Source organism: Nonomuraea rubra (genome assembly GCF_014207985.1).
GTDB classification, from domain to species: domain Bacteria; phylum Actinomycetota; class Actinomycetes; order Streptosporangiales; family Streptosporangiaceae; genus Nonomuraea; species Nonomuraea rubra.
Genome location: NZ_JACHMI010000001.1, coordinates 7,080,520 through 7,095,536, shown reverse-complemented (window position 1 = coordinate 7,095,536; position 15,017 = coordinate 7,080,520). Strand labels below are relative to the sequence as shown.

Below are 15,017 nucleotides of genomic sequence, written 5' to 3'. Positions count from 1 at the left end.
CCCATGGCCGAACTCGACCAGGTCAAGCTGCTCGCCGCGCGGTACCGTGCCGCGAGCGACCGGCCCTACCTCGCCTCCGCGCTCTACTCGCTGACGGTCGTGCCGACCAGCAGGGTGCCGACGATGGCCGTCGACCGGCACTGGCGGTGCTACGTGTCACCGGCGTTCGTCGAGGCGACGTCCGTACCCGAGCTCGCGGGCGTGTGGATCCACGAGCTGGCTCACGTGCTGCGCGACCACCACGGCCGCGCGGACCGGCTGCCGGCCGCCGACCAGCGCGACCGGCTGCGCGTGAACGTCGCCCAGGACTGCGAGATCAACGACGACCTGCTCGCCGACGGGCTGGCACTGCCGGAGGGCCGGGTGGAACCCCGCACCTTCGGGCTGGCGACCGGACGGCTGTTCGAGGAGTACCTCCCGCAGCTGCCGCCGTCCGCCGTCTGCTCCGACTGCGGCTCCGGCGCCCACGGCACACCGGCTGACTGGGAGATCACCGGCGACGGGCCGGGCGGCGTCAGCACGGTCGAGGCCGACGCCGTGCGCCGGCACACCGCCGAGGCGATGCGCGCCCACCGGCGCAACCGCGGCAGCCTCCCGGCCGGCTGGCAACGCTGGGCGGAGGAGATCCTGGAGCCGACAGTCGACTGGCGCCGCGTGCTCGCCGGCGCCGTACGGGAGGCGGTCGCCTGGGCCACCGGGGCGGTCGACTACACCTACCACCGCCCGTCCCGCCGCACCGCCGCGCTGCGCGGCGTCGTGCTGCCGAGCCTGCGCCGCCCGCTGCCGGTCGTCGCGATCGTCATCGACACCTCGGGGTCCATGGGCGAGGACGACCTCGCGGCGGCCCTCGCCGAGGTCACCGGCGTACTGCGGGAGGTCGGCGTGGGCGGCAACCGGGTCACGGTGCTCGCCTGCGACGCCGACGTGCACACCGCCGCCCGGGTGACGTCCGCGCAGCAGGTGAACCTCGCCGGCGGGGGCGGCACCGACATGCGGGTCGGCATCAGGGCGGCCCTCGCCCTGCCCGAACGGCCCGGCATCGTGATCGTGCTCACCGACGGCTTCACCCCGTGGCCCGAGGCGCCGCCGTCGTCCCGCCTCATCGCCGCACTCATCGGCACGGACCCGCCGCCCCCGCCCGCCTGGATCGAGACTGTCCGCATCCCTGGAACCGCTGACGCCTGAAACGCCTGGAAGTCGCCGAACGTCTCCGGCACCGGTCGCTCACCTGCATTGCCGTGCCGTTCTCCGGGAACGGTGACGCTGAACAGGGTGGTGCAGTACCCATCCGACATGTACCTCAGATCACGTACGCCATTCAGCCCCATCCCACACTGACCGCTCGCCCTCCACGAGCCGACAGTTCCCGAACACCTCGCCCGCCGGCTCGGCTGCTGTCGCAGCGGCGTGCCTGCCGGAAGTCGGCGCCCACGCGCTGCGTCAGCTCATCGAGCTCCAGCCGGGCCCGGACGAGCCGCACTGACCGGCACTCTAGAGCGGCTTGCAGGGAGTGACCACCTGCCGGTGGACGACCACGTCGAACCACTGCGCCAGCGACCCGCCCTCCATGTACGACTTCTGCGCCAACGCCGGGTCGTAACCCCCGTACCCGCGTACCTTCGCCGGGGCGCGCAACCACGCGCTGACCGCCTCCGGCGCCTCGCCCCGCAGGTCCACGACGTACTGCGCGGGGCCGCCGCCGGCGAAGGCGTCGCCGAAGACGCGGTTGGCGAAACCGGCGTCCGGGCGCGGCACGGGCACCGGTGCCGCGTCACAGCTGGAGCCCGGGCCCAGGGTTCCGTGGTCGAACAGCACGGTGATCGAGCGGTACCGGTCGCCGTACCAGCGGCGCAGGTAGGAGCCGGCGTTGTCGAAGACGAGCGGCGGGCCGCCGAGCGTCAGGCGCAGGCCCGGCGCGGCGGCGGTGTGCGCGGCCGCCGCCCAGTACGCCACCTTGTCACCGGTACGGCGCTGCCACCAGCGCAGGTTCTCCGCCGCGCGGGCGTCCCGGTAGGCGTGGATGTCCTCGAAGGGCAGGTCGAACGCCTCGTACCAGGAGAGGATCTGGCGGGCGTGGTGCAGGGCCAGTTGCTGGTCGTCGTTCTCAGGCAGCCGTTCGACCAGCCGGTACACCGCGCGGGCGTGGCTGATGAAGGGCCGCTTGTCGGGCACGTCGAGATACCACTCCAGGTTGGCCCGGGTGTTCTCGTGGCGGGGCGCGATGAACGCCAGATGGCGCCGCAGCTCGCGCAGCCGCCACGGGGCGGCCTTGGCCACGTACGAGGAGACGGCGTCGTGCGCCAGGGAGCGGGTGGCGTAGTACTCCACACCGACGAACTTCACCTTCCGGCCGGGGTGATCGGCGTTGTAGGACCGCAGCCAGGCCAGCACGTCGCGCACCTCGCGGGTCCGCCACGTCGTCGTCAGCTCGCCCATGAGCGCGCCGAGGTCGCCGTCGCCGGTGAGAACGTACCGGTTGACCCGTACGCTCGTCGTCCAGTCCTCCTCCCAGGCGATCGAGCGGAACCCCAGCTCCTCGACCAGGTATCTCAGGAGGCCGAACTTGATCACGGCCTCCTCGTGCGTGCCGTGGGTGGACTCGCCCAGGCCGACGACGGTGGCCCCGCCGATCGACTCCTTGGTGATCTCCTGGCGGGCGTTCCGCTCGATCCAGTCGATCACCTGGGGATCGGTGACCGGAGTGGTGGCCAGGACGCCTGCCATGAGGAGGTGCAACATGAGGATTCCCTTTCTCGAAGTGGCGGTGAACCAAGAGTCCCGTCCACCGCGGCCAGAGGAATCCGGCAGGCGATCCATCACCGGCTACACCCAGCGGCGTAGTTCACGGGGTTGCCGGCTCAACTTGGTGCCAGAGACCGGTCATCTCGGTGACCGCCGCCTGGCGGATCGCGGCCGGCTCCCGATCGGTGAGCGAAGCCTGGACGAAGCTCAGCCAGACCCTCGGCTCCTTCGCATCGGCCACGGGCATGGTCGCGGCCTCGACCATGCCCGTGAGCGCTCAGGAGTGGCCCTCGACCTGCTGCTTCAGAGCCTCGTTGAGGCGGGCGAAGTTCCGCTCCGTGCCCGCGATCATGTTCCCGAGGAACGGCACGAGCAGCCCCCTGAAGCTCTCGGCGCGAACAGCGGAGCAGGCGCGGGCGGAGATCCTCAGGGCCCATCCGGCGGCGGAGCCGGAGGTGCGGCGGATCGGCCTGGCAGACCTGGCCTCGGTCGAGGAGTTCGCCGGCGGCCTCGTAGCCGATGGCCGCCCTCTCGACCTGCTGCTCAACAGCGCAGGGGTGGTGTTCCCGCCGGTGCGGCACGAGACCGCCGACGGGTTCGAGCTGCAGCTGGGCAGCAACTTCCTCGGCCCGTTCGCCCTGACCGTGCGGCTGCCGCTGCTGCTGCGAGCGCCCGCCGCGCGCGTGGTGACCATGAGCAGCGGCGTGGCGGCCCGCGGCGAGATCGACTTCGGCGATATCGGCGCCCCGGCCGTCGTGCGGCCCACGAAGAAGGCGCTCGACCGGGATGTCGCCGCCCGCCTGTGGGCCGAGGCCGAACGCCTGACCGGCGTCACCGTCCCCGCCGCCCTCTGACCCGCTTCTCTCCAGACGAAAGGCGCCCGGCCACCCCCGAGGCTCCATCCCCGGCCGCCAGCCACGGCGCCGGCGAGCTTGCACCAGGTCTCGCCCTAGGGAAGATGGTCGGCCACGTACTCGCCGCGTCGGGGGCGCAGGGTCCGCCGCGATCTTCCGCACGCGAGTTCTCCTTGGGGGCATTCTCCTGCCTCTCGAACGCAGGCCGTAGGATGACCGGCTGGATCTGAGCGCCGTCCAGCGGGGCCGGCGCCGGTCCCGTACGGAACGAGAGGCACAGCACCATGGCGAACGGGGACGCCTCCGCCCTGGACGACCCGGTGGGCGCGTCACTGCGCGGTCACCACGCGCACCTCGCCCGCCGCCTGGGGAAGGCGGCCACCTACCAGCCGGGAGTCGCCACGTTCTGTGCGGTCAGCGCCGACCCGGACGACCAGGAGTGGGCCGACCTCGCCCGGCTGCTCGGCCGGGGCGAGGTGGCCGACCTGTTCAGCTGCGCGGCGGTCCCGCCGCAGGACTGGGAGCCGGTCTTCGCCCTCGAAGGCCGCCAGATGATCTGGAACGGCGGCCGGCCCGAGCCGGACAGCGGGGTGGTCGAGCTCGGCGGGGACAGCGTGCCCGAGATGCTGGACCTCGTCGGGCGGGCCAAGCCGGGGCCGTTCTGGCGGCGTACCCGCGAGCTCGGCACCTACCTCGGCGTCCGCGAGAACGGCAGGCTGGTGACGATGGCGGGCGAGCGGCTGCGGCCGGCGGGCCACACCGAGATCAGCGCCGTCTGCACCGCCCCCGAGGCGCGCGGGCGAGGCTACGCCGCCCGCCTGGTCCGCGCGCTCGTCGCGCGCGTCCTGGCGCGCGGCGAACGCCCCTTCCTGCACGTCGCCGAGGCGAACACCGGCGCGATCGCCCTCTACGAACGGCTCGGTTTCGAGACCCGCAAGCCCGTGACCTTCCGGGGCTTCCGCACACCGTGACGGCTCGCGGCACCGAGCCCCGTGCGGGCGACGGGCCCAGCCGCGAACTCAGCCGCGCATCCGGTCGCGGGCTCAGTCACGCGTCCAGCCGCAATCCGGTCGCGGGCTCAGCCGTGCGCGAGGATGAGCAGCTCGACCAGGTCATAGAGGGCTTCGCCGGTCCAGACGAGCGAGCTCACCGCCAGGACGGCCGGAACGGCGGCCGGCCAGAGCCGGCCGCCGCGCGCCTGGTGCAGGAGCGCGGCGACCCTGCGCGGGACGGCGCCGGGACGCCGGGGCCTGGCGAAGGAGGCGAGGGGGCCGGAGCCGAGCGCCGGCCGGCCCCGGGCGGCCAGAGCCGCCGCGCCGATCGCTCCAGCGAGAGTCCTGCGATCGCCGATCGCCGCGGCCGCGTGCTCGTCGGCGGCACGTTCGACCAGGTAGTCGACCCGGCGCGAGACCCACCGCAGCGCCGGGTGAACCGCGCCGGCCAGGTCGCTCAGCAGCATCAGCCGGGGATGGTCCTGGTCCAGGTGGGCCCGCTCGTGGGCGAGCAACGCAGCGTACTGATCGTCGTCGAGGGACTCCCGCATCCCGGTCGTGACCACGACGTGCCCCGGCCTGCCCGGCACGGCGAACGCCGCGACGTCCGCGCTGGGGACCACGACGATCCCGTCCTCGGCCGCGACGCCGCCGAGCCGGAGGGCCCACGCCCGTCCGCCGCGATGGCGCCGCACCACCCTGGCGGCGGCCACCGCCGCCCATCCCATCAGGAGCACGCACAACCACGGAACCCACCGCACGTGCCCCGTGTCGGCGACCACCGTCCGGTAGGACCACCCGAAGAGGCCGGCGACGAAGGGAATCTCGGCCACGGCCTTCACGGTGAACGCCGCCACGTTGAGCAGGCTCGCCAGCGCCGTTCCCGCGGCCGACCAGGCGAGGAGCCTGGCGGCGGGCGAGGGCGGCAACCGGTCCGCGAGCAGCGTCACGAGGGCGACCACCATGACCGGGACCGCCAGAACGGACCAGACGAAATGATCGAACAAGGCACCAGCCGGCTTTCAGTCGCATGCATTCAGGCAAAGCCAACCTAACCCCGGAAAGGGTGGTCCGGTCACGTGCCGCTCTCGCCGGGCTCGTCGGCCAGCAGCCGGCGCAGGAGCTCCTCGTCGCCGGGCTCCAGCTCGCCCACGAACCGGCGGAGCACCGTGGCGCGGTCGTCCTCGGCGTTGAGCAGGGCGTTCATGCGTTGCGCGAGGAGCCCGGCGGCATCGGTGAGAGCCCCGTACCGATAGGCGCGGCCCTCCCTGCGGCGGGTGACGGCCCGCTTCCCGTGCAGCCGGACGAGCGTGGTGACGACGGCGCTGTAGGACAACCCGCCCGTGGGGTCGAGCAGATCCCGCACCTGGCCCGGCGTGAGCGAGGAGCCCGCGTCCCGGAGAACGGCGAGGACCGCCGCCTCCAGCTCGCCTGGCCGGCGGCGCTCGCCCTGATCGGCGAGCTCGGCCCGATCAGCGCGATCTCCCGGGTCTGTGTCCATCGCGCACACCCTATGCGATCACGGCGCTCGACGGATTCGCCCGCGACCAGGCCACCTGGCTTAGTTAGGTGAGCCTATGTTAACTTCTACAAGCATGTAGCAGCCCGGTGTCCCGGGCCTTCCCGGCATTGGAGCAACGGTGTTCGCCAGCTTTCTCATCGGCCTGCGCGAAGGGCTCGAGGCGGCGCTCGTCGTCTCCGTGCTGGTCGCCTTCCTGGTCAAGAGCGACCGCACGGACAGGCTGCCGTACGTCTGGAGCGGCGTCCTCGCCGCCGTGGCGCTCTCGGTCGGGTTCGGCGCGATCCTGACCTTCACCGCCGCCAACCTCGGGCACACGGGCCAGGAGCTCTTCGACGCCATCACCTCGCTGCTGGCCGTCGCCTTCGTCACCTGGATGATCTTCTGGATGCGGCGGGCCGCCCGCGCGCTCTCCGGAGAGCTGCGGGGCAAGCTCGCCGAGGCGCTGGAGCTGGGCCCGGTCGCCGTGGTCGTCATGGCCTTCCTGGCCGTGGCACGCGAAGGGCTGGAGACGGCGCTGCTGTTCTTCGCCTCCGTCCAGGGCGCGACCACCTCCGCCCAGCCGCTCATCGGCATCAGCCTCGGCCTGCTCGCCGCGGTCCTGCTCGGCTACGGCCTGTACAGGTCGGCCGTCCGCATCAACCTCACCACGTTCTTCACCTGGACCGGCCTGCTCCTCATCCTGGTCGCCGCCGGGATCTTCAAGTACGGCGTGCACGACCTCCAGGAAGCGGCCATCGTGCCGGGCCTGAACGCCTACGCCTTCGACCTCACCGCCGTCCTGCCCGCCGACTCCTGGTACGGCGCCCTGCTGGCCGGAACGCTCAACCTCACCCCGCAGCCCAGCGTCCTGGAGACCGTCGCCTGGGCCGCCTACCTGATCCCCACCCTCTACCTCTTCCTGCGCCCCTCCCGCACCCGCACCACGCCCGCGCCCGCGGCCTGAACAGGAGCACCATGTCCGCCATCACCCGTCTCACCGCCGGCGCGCTCGCCCTGGCCGCGCTCACCGCGTGCGCGGCCGAGACCCCCGCCCCCGGCGGGTCCGCCGCGGCGAAGAAGCCGGACAAGGTCGCGGTCGCGGCCAGCGACACCGAGTGCAAGGTCGCCGTCTCCGAGGTCGCCGCGGGAACCAGCACGTTCGCGATCACCAACGGCGGCAGCAAGGTGACCGAGTTCTACGTCTACGCGCCGGGCGACCGCGTCATGGCCGAGGTGGAGAACATCGTGCCGGGCCTGACCCGGGAGCTGATCGCCGAGCTGCCCGCCGGGACGTACGAGACGGCGTGCAAGCCCGGCATGGTCGGCAAGGGCATCCGCAACCCGCTGAAGGTCACCGGCGAGCACAAGGCGCTCAACACCGACGCCAAGCTCGCCGAGGCGACCGCCAGCTACAAGCGCTACGTCAAGAGCCAGAGCGACACGCTGCTGGTCAAGACGCAGGAGTTCGTCGACGCCGTCAAGGCGGGGCAGATCGACAAGGCCAAGGAGCTCTTCCCGGTCTCGCGGACGTACTGGGAGCGCATCGAGCCGGTCGCGGAGATCTTCGGCGACCTCGACCCGGCCATCGACGCCCGCGAGGCGGACCTGGCCGAGGGCGAGGAGTGGACGGGCTTCCACAAGATCGAGAAGGATCTGTGGATCACCAAGGACGTCAGCGAGGACGGCCCTGTCGCCGACAAGCTCATCGCCGACGTCAAGACGATCGTGGCCAAGGCCAACGCCGCGGAACTGACCCCGCTGAACCTGGCCAACGGCGCCAAGGAACTGCTCGACGAGGTGGCCACCGGCAAGATCACCGGCGAGGAGGACATCTGGTCGCACACCGACCTGTGGGACTTCGACGCCAACCTCCAGGGCTCCAAGGCGGCGGTCCAGGCGCTCCGCCCCGTGCTGGAGGAACGCGCTCCCGACCTGGTCAGGACCCTGGACGCGAAGTTCGCCGCCGCCGAGGCCGAGCTGGGCAAGCACCAGAAGGGCGACGGCTGGCGGCTGCACGACGAGCTGTCCGAGGCGGAGCTGAAGAGCCTGTCGGATGTGATCAACGCGCTGGCCGAACCGATCAGCGAGATCGCCCCGATCGTGGCGAAGTAGGAGCCGGGGCCATGAGCGAGCGGATGAGCCGCAGGAAGGTGTTCGGCCTCGGCGCGGCCGGGGTCGCGGCGGCGGGCGCCGGCGCGATCGCCGCTCGCTCGCTGGTGCAGGAGCCGCCGGTAGCGCACGCGACCACCTCCGACCCCTTCCCCTTCTACGGCGAGCACCAGGCGGGGATCGTCACCCCCGCCCAGGACCGGCTGCACTTCGTCGCCTTCGACGTCACCACCGGCAGCAGGGCCGAGCTGGTGGACCTGCTGCAGGAGTGGACGGCCGCCGCCGCCCGGCTCACCCAGGGCAAGGAGGCCGGCTCCTTCGGCGCGGCGGGCGGCTCGCCGGAGGCCGCGCCCGACGACACCGGCGAGGCGCTCGGCCTGCCCGCCTCGGGGCTCACGCTGACGATCGGCTTCGGCCCGTCCCTGTTCGACCGCCGCTTCGGGCTGGCCGCCAGGCGTCCCCCTGCCCTGGCCGATCTGCCGAAGTTCCCCGGCGAGCGGCTGATCCCTGAGCTCTCGGGGGGCGACCTCTGCGTGCAGGCGTGCGCCCACGACCCCCAGGTCGCCGTGCACGCCATCCGCAACCTGGCCAGGATCGGCTTCGGCAAGGTGTCGGTGCGCTGGTCGCAGCTCGGATTCGGCCGTACGTCGTCCACCTCGCGCGCCCAGGTGACCCCGCGCAACCTGATGGGCTTCAAGGACGGCACCAACAACATGAAGCTGGAGGACGCGGCCCTGCTGCGCGACCAGCTCTGGGCCGCGGCACCGGACGGGGCGGACTGGATGGCGGGCGGCACCTACCTGGTGACGAGGAAGATCCGCATGACCATCGAGACGTGGGACCGCACCTCGCTGCGCGAGCAGGAGGAGATCTTCGGCCGGGACAAGGTCAAGGGCGCGCCGGTCGGAAAACAGAACGAGTTCGACCCCGTGGACCTGGCCGCGATGAAACCCGACGCGCACGTCCGGCTGGCGCACCCCAGCGGCCACGGCAACGCGCACCTGCTGCGGCGCGGCTACAACTACGTGGACGGCTCCGACGGGCTCGGCAGGCTGGACGCCGGGCTGTTCTTCATCGCCTACCAGCGCGACCCGCGCAAGCAGTTCGTGCCCATCCAGATGGCCCTGGCCAGGACCGACCCGCTCAACGAGTACATCAAGCACATCTCCAGCGGCCTGTTCGCCTGCCCGCCCGGCGTCAGGGACGCCGGCGACTACTGGGGGCGCGGCCTGTTCGGCTGACCCGGCCGGGGCGGTGACGAGGTGAGCGGGGAGTGACACTATTCCCATGACCGTCGCCTGCTGACAAGTAAGGACGTTCGTCTCATGCGGATTCTCATCTCCGGCGCCAGCGTGGCCGGACCGGTGCTGGCGTACTGGCTCGTCAGGCACGGCTTCTCCGTGACCGTCGTCGAGCGCGCGCCGGCGCTGCGCAAGACCGGCGGCCACGCGGTAGACCTGTTCCGGCCCGCGGTCGACATCTCGGAGAAGATGGGCGTGCTGCCGCGCATCGAGGGGCGGGCCACCGGCACGAGCCGGATGAGCGTGCACCGGGAGGGCGCACGGCGTCCCGTCCGGGCGGACCTCGCCAAGATCTTCAGCGCCACCTCCGAGAGGCACGTCGAGATCATGCGCGACGACCTGAGCGAGATCTACCACGACGCGGCCCGCGACGACGTCGAGTACGTCTTCGGCGACTCGATCACCTCGATCTCGCCCGGCGGCGAGGTGCGGTTCGAGAACGCCGCGCCGCGCCGCTTCGACCTCGTCGTCGGCGCCGACGGGCTGCACTCCAACGTGCGCCGCCTGGCCTTCGGCGACGAGTCCGCCTTCAGCGCCTTCATCGGCGCCTACCTCGGGGTTCTGTCCCTGCCCAACCTCTCCGGCCTCGACGGCGAGCTGCGCATCCACGTCGGCGTGGGCCGCACCGCCGGCATGTACGGCGCGCGGCACCTCGGCGACGCGCGGGTGCTGTTCCTGTTCCGCAGCGAGCGGCAGCTCGACTACCACCACCGCGACGTCCCCAGGCAGAAGGAGCTGCTGCGCGACGCGTTCAAGGGCATGCACCCGGAGGTGGAGCGCTGGCTGGACGAGCTCGACCGCACCCCCGCGTTCTACTTCGACTCCATCACCCAGCTCCGCATGGACACCTGGTCGCGGGGGAGGGTGACGCTCGTCGGCGACGCCGGTTACTGCCCCGGCCCGGCCGTCGGCGGCAGCACCAGCCTGGCCGTCGTCGGCGCGTACGTCCTCGCCGGTGAGCTGGCGCGGGCGGGCGGCGACCACGAGCGCGCGTTCCCCGCCTACGAGCGCGCGATGGCGGAGCCCGTGCGCGGCAGCCGCGAGGTGGCGCTGAGCGCGGCGCGCACCCTGATTCCTGCGTCCCGCCTCGGCGTGTGGGGGCTGGCCCAGGGCGCCCGGCTGATCTCCGCCCTGCCCGCGGGGCCCAGCCGCGCCCTGACCCGCCTCGCCAGTAAGACCGCGCGCCTCCACGACTCCATGTTCGTCGACGACTACCCGCCGCAGCGGCAGGCGGCGTCCGGGTGACCTCTCGGCTCCGGTACGGCGGTGCCGTCGGATTCCGGGGCCGACAGGGGCATTGCCAGGCTCATGATCACACCATCATGATCGGGGCAAGCCGACACCTCATGGAGGATCACCATGCTGACCGTGATCGGCGCGGGATTCCCGCGCACTGGTACGAGCTCGATGAAGGCGGCACTGGAGCGGCTCGGGTTCGGGCCCTGCCACCACATGTTCGACGTCGGGTCCGACCGCGACCGTGCCCTGCGGTGGGCGCCCCTGGCCGACAGGGACGTGGTGCCGGACTGGGATGCCGTGTTCGAGGGATTCCGTTCCGCTGTGGACTGGCCTGCCTCGTTCTTCTGGCGCGAGCTGGCGGCCGCGTACCCCGAGGCCAAGGTCGTCCTCACGGTACGCGACCCGTCCGCCTGGTTCGCGAGCATGCGGACGCTCATCGCCAACGGCCCGGCGCGGTTACAGGCCGAGCGGCTGGCACCGGAGATGGCCGGTCTGGTGCAGAACATGCAGACCACCCGCCCGCTGCTCGAGCGCATGATCAGGGAGGGGCTGGGCAGCGACCGGCCCTTCGGCGAGGTCCCCGACGAGAAGGACAGCATCGCGGCCTTCGAGCGGCACGCGGCCACGGTGAAGGAGAGCCTGCCGCCTGAGCGGCTGCTCGTGTTCGACGTGCGGGAAGGGTGGGAGCCGCTCTGCCGGTTCCTGGGCGTGCACGTCCCTGCCGGCGAGCCGTTCCCGCACCTGAACGACAGCAAGGTGATGCAGCAGTCGATCGACAGGCTGATGCAGGGGGAGAACATCGGGCTTCCGTTCCACCCCACCGCCTGACCCTTTCGAACGGGCATCGGGCGGCCTGCGGTATTCCGCATCCTGATGTGCAACACATCAGTAACAGTCGGCGGGCCGCCCTGGCCGGTGATATCGGGTGAAGGCTTACTGAGTTCATCAGGCGTCCTAAGCACCTCATCCATGAACTCGATTGTTAGCGCTAACAGAAATGTTAGCGCTATCATCCGCTCGCAAGCGAAGGGAAACGGACCATGACAGCGTCCGAGCAGCCGGGAGTGAGCCGCCGCACATTCGTCCGCGCGTCTGCCGCCGGCCTGGCGTTAGCCGTGACGGCCAGGCCCGTTCCCGCGGCAGCGCAGACCACGACCGCGGCGCCGGGGCCGGCCGGGATCCCGTACGTCGGGGCGGGGAGCAACACGGCGGTCAGGCCGTTCCCGCTGCACGAGATCCGCCTGAACGCCGGTCTGCTGCAGGAGAAGCGTGACCGGATGAAGGCGTTCCTGCAGGCGTTCGACGAACGCCGCTTCCTCGTCCTCTTCAACGACCAGGCCGGCCGGCCGAACCCTCCGGGCCTGCAGGTGCCCGGAGGCTGGGAGAACGGCGGGCTGCTGAGCGGGCACTGGGCCGGCCACTACCTGAGCGCCCTCGCCCAGGCCTACGCGGACCAGGGCCAGCAGGTCTTCAAGGACAAGCTCGACTGGATGGTGGAGGAGCTCGCCGCGTGCCAGGCCGCCATCACCGCGCGGATGGACACTCCCGGCGGGGGCGACGAGGCCGAGGAGCCCGTCATCGGCCGGGTCGAGGGACGCTTCGGCAGAGGTCTGCGCCTCAACGGCGGCACCAGCGCGGAGCATCTGCGGCTGCCCCAGGAAGCGGTGTCCCAGCTCACCGACTTCACGATCGCGACCTGGGTCAACCTCGCCTCGGCACAGAACTGGAGCAGGGTCTTCGACTTCGGCCAGAACACCACGGTCAACATGTTCCTGACCGCCCGCGCGGGCGTGACCGGAAACCCGCCGCGGTTCGCCATCACCGTGGGCGGCAGCGGTCAGGAACAGCAGATCACGGGCACGTCGGCCCTGCCGGCCGGGCAGTGGGTCCACCTCGCCGTCACCCTCTCGGGCACCGTCGGAACGCTGTACGTCAACGGCTCGGCGGTGGCCACGAACACCACCATGACGCTCGACCCGACCAGCCTCGGCGTCCCGGGCAACATCTGGATCGGCCGGTCCCAGTACGGAGACCCGCTCCTCGACGCCACCATCGACGAGTTCCACATCTTCGACCGCGCGCTCAGCGCGGGAGAGGTCCAGTCCCTCACGAGCTCCGCCGCGGGATCCACGGGAGGCGGGAACATCGCCTGGTACCGCTTCGACGAGGAAGGCGGATCGACCGCGCTCGACTCGTCACCGAACGGCCGCGACGCCGGCATCGTCCCCGCCACGCAGGGGGGTGGCGGGACGTGGGTGCCCACCCATCCCGGCTATCTCGGGGCCATCCCGGAGGACGCCGTGCTCCGGCTCGGGCCGCCCAGGTTCGCCGTCTACGGCAGCAACCTCGACACGAACGTCTGGGCACCCTGGTACACCCAGCACAAGATCATGCGGGGCCTGCTGGACGCCTACCACCTGACCGGCAACGAGCAGGCCCGCGACGTCGTCGTCAAGATGGCGGAGTGGGCGCACCTCGCCCTGACCATCGGAGACAAGAACCACCCGCAATACCCGGGGCCCATCACCAGGAGCGACCTCAACCTCATGTGGGACACCTACATCGCCGGCGAGTACGGCGGCGCCAACGAGGTGTTCCCGGAGATCTACGCCCTGACCGGTGACGCCAGGCACCTCGAAACGGCGAAGCTCTTCGACAACCGGGAGTCCCTCTTCGGCGCCTGCGTCGAGAACCGGGACATCCTCGTGGTGACCGACCCGGCCGAGCTCGGCCGGCGTCGTCCGGCCCGGCTGCACGTCAACCAGCACGTGCCCAACTTCGTCGGCTACATGCGGATCTTCGAGCAGAGCGGCGACCGGGACTACCTCCAGGCGGCGAAGAACTTCTTCGGCATGGTCGTCCCGCACCGCATGTTCTCGCACGGAGGCACCGGCGGGAACTACCCGGGCTCCAACAACAACCTCGAGATGTTCCAGAACCGGGACAACATCGCCAACGCGATCGCCCAGGGCGGTGCGGAGACCTGCTCCATCTACAACGTGTCCAAGCTGGCCCGCAACCTCTTCTTCCACACGCAGGACCCGGCCTATCTCGACTACTACGAGCGGGCCGTCTTCAACCAGATCGCCGGTTCGCGAGCCGACACGGCCACCACGAGCAACCCGCAGGTCACCTACTTCCAGCCCCTGACGCCCGGCGCGAACAGGTCCTACGGCAACACCGGCACCTGCTGCGGGGGAACCGGGCTGGAGAACCACACCAAGTACCAGGACACCGTGTACTTCAAGTCCGCCGACGGCTCGGCCCTCTGGGTCAACCTCTTCGTGCCGTCCACCGTGACCTGGGCGGAGAAGGGCTTCGCCGTGACCCAGGAGACGAACTTCCCGCGCGAGGCCGGCACGAAGCTCATCGTCGACGGCAGCGGCAGCCTCGACATCAAGCTGCGCGTCCCCGCATGGGCCAGGAGCGGCTTCACCGTGCGGATCAACGGAACCAGGGCGCCGATCCGGGCCGCGGAGCCCGGCACCTACGTGACGCTGCGCCGCACCTGGCGTCCCGGTGACGTCATCGACGTCTCGATGCCGTTCGGCATCCGGATCGAGCGCGCCATCGACCGGCCGGACACGCAGTCCGTCATGTGGGGCCCGCTGCTCATGCCGATCGTCGGCGACCCCGGTGGCGGCACCTACCGCGAGCTGTCGCTCTACCGGTACCTCAAGCGGGACGGCGACTACTCGCGGGCGGCCATCACGCGGGCCGGCACGAGCACGGCAGGAGACCCGATCTTCACGACGCACGGGTTCACCCTGCGCCCGTGGTACGTCGGCGACACCCAGGCGCACTCGGCGTACTTCCGCAGGGTGGAGCCGGAGATCGTGTTCGGGAGCATCGACTCCGGCGTTCCCAACGTGAAACGCGACGACGGGCTGCCCAGGTACGACGTCCCGGTCAGCGGGATCCCTTCGCCCGGCACCGACGGGCTGACGTTCCTCGACGTCGTCTGGGACCACGCGCCGTTCGCGACCCACGGACGGTTCGTCTCCACGATCGCCAGGACGGCCGGGGAGTTCGTGGCGGCAGGGCACCTGACCGAGGAGCAGAGGGACAAGGTGGTGGCGGCCGCGGCGAGCGCGCGGAGCGAGCTGGCGCCGGAGGCCTAGGCGACGTCCGAGTTCGTCAGGGAGCCTTCACGGCCCGGGGCGGTTCAGGCGCGCCACCGCTGGCCGCCGTAGGCGACGACCGCGTCGCGGACCTCTTCGGGCGGGATCGGTCAGCACCTGGTACATGCCCGCCAGGTTGTTGGCCACCGCGGGTGAGG

13 protein-coding genes are annotated in these 15,017 nt (G+C 71.4%); 9 read left to right on the top strand and 4 right to left on the bottom strand.

Translation table 11 applies throughout. The features are described 5' to 3' along the window. Positions 1 to 3 precede the first annotated feature (3 nt). Positions 4 to 1,185, top strand: a complete 1,182-nt coding sequence (locus HD593_RS32385) for a vWA domain-containing protein (protein WP_185105751.1) — start codon at positions 4 to 6, stop codon at positions 1,183 to 1,185. A gap of 306 nt (positions 1,186 to 1,491) precedes the next feature. On the opposite strand, the gene HD593_RS32380 is transcribed toward HD593_RS32385, so the two are convergent. Then, positions 1,492 to 2,739, bottom strand: a complete 1,248-nt coding sequence (locus tag HD593_RS32380; protein ID WP_185105750.1) for an erythromycin esterase family protein — start codon at positions 2,737 to 2,739, stop codon at positions 1,492 to 1,494. A gap of 103 nt (positions 2,740 to 2,842) precedes the next feature. Beyond that, positions 2,843 to 3,007: a hypothetical protein gene (locus tag HD593_RS32375; protein WP_185105749.1), complete on the bottom strand. Its 165-nt coding sequence runs from the start codon at positions 3,005 to 3,007 to the stop codon at positions 2,843 to 2,845. 73 nt (positions 3,008 to 3,080) lie between these two features. Between HD593_RS32375 and HD593_RS32370 the strand changes: the two genes are divergently transcribed. Both HD593_RS32370 and HD593_RS32365 read left to right on the top strand, forming a co-directional pair. Then, the gene (locus tag HD593_RS32370) at positions 3,081 to 3,596 is read left to right on the top strand and encodes an SDR family NAD(P)-dependent oxidoreductase (RefSeq protein ID WP_221525105.1); all 516 of its coding nucleotides are present in this window, start codon (positions 3,081 to 3,083) and stop codon (positions 3,594 to 3,596) included. A 284-nt stretch (positions 3,597 to 3,880) separates the two neighbouring features. Continuing rightward, positions 3,881 to 4,567: a GNAT family N-acetyltransferase gene (locus tag HD593_RS32365; RefSeq protein WP_185105748.1), complete on the top strand. Its 687-nt coding sequence runs from the start codon at positions 3,881 to 3,883 to the stop codon at positions 4,565 to 4,567. A 107-nt stretch (positions 4,568 to 4,674) separates the two neighbouring features. On the opposite strand, the gene HD593_RS32360 is transcribed toward HD593_RS32365, so the two are convergent. Both HD593_RS32360 and HD593_RS32355 read right to left on the bottom strand, forming a co-directional pair. Next, positions 4,675 to 5,595, bottom strand: a complete 921-nt coding sequence (locus HD593_RS32360; protein ID WP_185105747.1) for a M48 family metalloprotease — start codon at positions 5,593 to 5,595, stop codon at positions 4,675 to 4,677. 68 nt (positions 5,596 to 5,663) lie between these two features. After that, positions 5,664 to 6,089, bottom strand: coding sequence for a BlaI/MecI/CopY family transcriptional regulator (locus HD593_RS32355; RefSeq protein ID WP_185105746.1), 426 nt, complete (start codon positions 6,087 to 6,089; stop codon positions 5,664 to 5,666). A gap of 139 nt (positions 6,090 to 6,228) precedes the next feature. Here HD593_RS32355 and efeU point away from each other — a divergent pair, with 139 nt between their 5' ends. The 6 genes from efeU (at position 6,229) to HD593_RS32325 (ending at position 14,859) form a co-directional block, all read left to right on the top strand. Continuing rightward, the gene (gene efeU, locus HD593_RS32350; protein WP_185105745.1) at positions 6,229 to 7,053 is read left to right on the top strand and encodes an iron uptake transporter permease EfeU; all 825 of its coding nucleotides are present in this window, start codon (positions 6,229 to 6,231) and stop codon (positions 7,051 to 7,053) included. A gap of 11 nt (positions 7,054 to 7,064) precedes the next feature. Beyond that, positions 7,065 to 8,201: an iron uptake system protein EfeO gene (gene efeO / locus HD593_RS32345; protein WP_185105744.1), complete on the top strand. Its 1,137-nt coding sequence runs from the start codon at positions 7,065 to 7,067 to the stop codon at positions 8,199 to 8,201. 11 nt (positions 8,202 to 8,212) lie between these two features. After that, positions 8,213 to 9,439: an iron uptake transporter deferrochelatase/peroxidase subunit gene (gene efeB / locus HD593_RS32340; RefSeq protein WP_221525104.1), complete on the top strand. Its 1,227-nt coding sequence runs from the start codon at positions 8,213 to 8,215 to the stop codon at positions 9,437 to 9,439. 84 nt (positions 9,440 to 9,523) lie between these two features. Next, on the top strand, positions 9,524 to 10,744 hold the full coding sequence (locus tag HD593_RS32335; RefSeq protein ID WP_185105743.1) for an FAD-dependent monooxygenase: 1,221 nt from the start codon (positions 9,524 to 9,526) through the stop codon (positions 10,742 to 10,744). A 114-nt stretch (positions 10,745 to 10,858) separates the two neighbouring features. After that, positions 10,859 to 11,566: a sulfotransferase family protein gene (locus HD593_RS32330; RefSeq protein ID WP_185105742.1), complete on the top strand. Its 708-nt coding sequence runs from the start codon at positions 10,859 to 10,861 to the stop codon at positions 11,564 to 11,566. 212 nt (positions 11,567 to 11,778) lie between these two features. Further along, positions 11,779 to 14,859, top strand: a complete 3,081-nt coding sequence (locus tag HD593_RS32325; RefSeq protein ID WP_185105741.1) for a beta-L-arabinofuranosidase domain-containing protein — start codon at positions 11,779 to 11,781, stop codon at positions 14,857 to 14,859. Positions 14,860 to 15,017 lie beyond the last annotated feature (158 nt).

What these genes read in the sequence shown, in the direction of transcription:
- HD593_RS32385 (WP_185105751.1), top strand. Translation starts at nt 4, where the DNA reads ATGGCCGAACTCGACCAGGTCAAGCTGCTCGCCGCGCGGTACCGTGCC.
- HD593_RS32380 (WP_185105750.1), bottom strand. Translation starts at nt 2,739, where the DNA reads ATGTTGCACCTCCTCATGGCAGGCGTCCTGGCCACCACTCCGGTCACC.
- HD593_RS32375 (WP_185105749.1), bottom strand. Translation starts at nt 3,007, where the DNA reads ATGGTCGAGGCCGCGACCATGCCCGTGGCCGATGCGAAGGAGCCGAGG.
- HD593_RS32365 (WP_185105748.1), top strand. Translation starts at nt 3,881, where the DNA reads ATGGCGAACGGGGACGCCTCCGCCCTGGACGACCCGGTGGGCGCGTCA.
- HD593_RS32355 (WP_185105746.1), bottom strand. Translation starts at nt 6,089, where the DNA reads ATGGACACAGACCCGGGAGATCGCGCTGATCGGGCCGAGCTCGCCGAT.
- efeO (WP_185105744.1), top strand. Translation starts at nt 7,065, where the DNA reads ATGTCCGCCATCACCCGTCTCACCGCCGGCGCGCTCGCCCTGGCCGCG.
- efeB (WP_221525104.1), top strand. Translation starts at nt 8,213, where the DNA reads ATGAGCGAGCGGATGAGCCGCAGGAAGGTGTTCGGCCTCGGCGCGGCC.
- HD593_RS32335 (WP_185105743.1), top strand. Translation starts at nt 9,524, where the DNA reads ATGCGGATTCTCATCTCCGGCGCCAGCGTGGCCGGACCGGTGCTGGCG.
- HD593_RS32330 (WP_185105742.1), top strand. Translation starts at nt 10,859, where the DNA reads ATGCTGACCGTGATCGGCGCGGGATTCCCGCGCACTGGTACGAGCTCG.
- HD593_RS32325 (WP_185105741.1), top strand. Translation starts at nt 11,779, where the DNA reads ATGACAGCGTCCGAGCAGCCGGGAGTGAGCCGCCGCACATTCGTCCGC.